Source organism: Campylobacter sp. S4:11, from assembly GCF_024723695.1.
Lineage (GTDB): Bacteria > Campylobacterota > Campylobacteria > Campylobacterales > Campylobacteraceae > Campylobacter_D > Campylobacter_D jejuni_C.
In genome coordinates this window covers 1-1,717 of the sequence record NZ_JANQDC010000050.1, presented here as the reverse complement: position 1 = coordinate 1,717, position 1,717 = coordinate 1, and the positions used below count along the sequence as shown (strand labels likewise).

Here is a 1,717-nt window from a genome sequence, read left to right as displayed (position 1 = left end):
AAAAGAAAGATTATAAAAGCGTAATAGCTTAGAATCTTCTTTGGTGTCGTTTTTCTCTAAATTCTCAAGTAAGGTTTTATTTTGAGAATAATTAAATTCTATAACGCTTTTATAAAGTTCTTTTCTTGCATTTAAGTAAGTATTTGTGATTTTATCTTTGTGCAATAAGAATATAGTATAAAAGCTAGAATGATAAGGAAATTTTTCTTCGTTAAATAAGGCTTGATTGTTTTGATTAAAACTTGTAAAACTTTCACAAAAATATAAAGCTTTTAATAGATAAAATTCTGAGTTAATGTGAATATTGTCTATTGTATCTTTTAGTTTTAATGCTTTATAATCTTTTGATATGCTTTTGAGTAAGCTTTTTTCATTAAGTAAAGATGGCGTTTTTTTAACATCATAAAAAGGATAGTAATAATTTTTTAAATCTTTTGAAATCTTACCATTATAATATAATTGAATTCTTTGCATATTTTTAATTTGTGTTTGATGACAATGTGCTAAGTTATGATAATATTTTTCTTCAGAACTTAAATGAGTTTCATATTCTCTTATAAAATCAATAAAAGAAATACCACTATCTTTTAACCAATCTTCTATTTTAGAATTAATCCACCAAAGAATTATCATACCAGTACCAACAATACTAATGGCTGCTAAAACACCTAACAAGGTGCTGCTTGTAATAATTGCTATTGCGCTATAAGTTGTAATGGCTGCTGTGCTTATTATCGGTATTCCTATTGTAAAAATTTGTGAAGCAATAATTTCAGAACCAATTTTTACAGAAACTTTTAAACCATCTTTTGTTTTTTGATATTCTATTAAAGCATCAATTCCACTAAGGGTATTATCTGCTCTTTTTATGATGATTTTAAAAGGGAGTAGGTAGGGTTCGAGGTCTTTTTTGAATTGGATTATGGTATCCAATGTGTCTTTGGATGTTCCGGTATATCCTTGAAAAGCTTGAATTTTATTTTGCTGTGAAGTAGTGTTTTCTGTTTTATTTGTATCTTCTACTTCTTTAAGTAGTTTTTCTCCTATTTCATCTACACCTGCATCTTTTAAAAGAATTTGCAATTCTTTTTCTGTTTCGTTTAAGGTTTTATTTTGAGTGTTAAGTTCTATCTCATTCATTTGTACATTCTTTTAGTTTAGATTGTAGGGTATTGAGCTGATTGATTTGTTTTTGACCGAGTTTGAGTTTCTTAAAATTATAGATCGCTTTTTCTAATTGCATTTTTAAATGACTATCAGTGTATATTTTTAATTCTTTATTTAAAAACAATAAAACTTTGTCAGTAGCAATGTTAATTTGACTCATACCATTTAAAATTGTCATAGTTTTAGGGGTATTTAAATTACAAATATCTTGAGGAAATTCGTCTAAATATATATCAGTAAATGCACGATTATAGGTAATTAGAACATTAGCATATGTTCCAATTCTAACTACATCAAAGCTATCAAACTTATGAATATCTTTTTGCAAAAAATCCTCTTCTAAACGAGTATTTAGAAAAAATAAAAAATCTTCAAGTGCATCAAATCTTTCCTTGTCAAATAAAAAATAAGTTTTATGTCCTATAAAAGTTTTTTCATTATCAATAAGATAAAGTATAATATCAGTATTTGAGCCTAAAATAACATGCCCAGCTTGTCTTATAAGCTCAACATCTTCATTTGTAGGATAATAAGAGGTTAAAGTTCTTAT

At 26.2% G+C, this 1,717-nt stretch carries 2 protein-coding genes; both read right to left on the bottom strand.

Annotated features, from left to right (window positions below; all coding sequences use genetic code 11):
• Positions 1 to 1,140, bottom strand: a 1,140-nt coding sequence (locus CAMP5053_RS08045) for a hypothetical protein (RefSeq protein WP_337217626.1), incomplete at its 3' end; no start/stop codon positions are given.
• Positions 1,133 to 1,717 (bottom strand): hypothetical protein (locus tag CAMP5053_RS08040; RefSeq protein WP_337217625.1); only part of this gene is annotated, 585 nt, incomplete at its 5' end. The genes CAMP5053_RS08045 and CAMP5053_RS08040, both read right to left, overlap by 8 nt.